1 pseudogene is annotated in these 261 nt (G+C 60.2%); it reads right to left on the reverse strand.

Annotated features, from left to right (window positions below):
• Nucleotides 1–76: 76 nt before the first annotated feature.
• Nucleotides 77–261: pseudogene (locus EOD29_RS32725) on the reverse strand (aldolase); the annotation flags it as partial.

Genomic DNA, 261 nt, shown 5'->3' on the forward strand with positions numbered 1-261 from the left:
CTCGCGCCCCATCAGACCGCAGCCGATGACGCCGAAGCGGAATATATTCGTCATGACATGTCCTCCCAGACGCTCGTCAGCCAATATGCAGCGAGGCTTGCTCGACGGAAGCCTTGTCATGGACAATCGCCATCAAGGCCCGCGTCATGCCGCCGGGATTATGATGTTGGATGACGTTGCGGCCATAGACGATGCCACGGGCGCCCTGCTCCATCAACTGCTTGGTGCGGACCAGGATTTCCTGATCCGAAACGCGGCCGC

The sequence above is a fragment of the Mesorhizobium sp. M1A.T.Ca.IN.004.03.1.1 genome (genome assembly GCF_003997555.1).
In the GTDB taxonomy this organism is placed as follows: Bacteria; Pseudomonadota; Alphaproteobacteria; order Rhizobiales; family Rhizobiaceae; genus Mesorhizobium.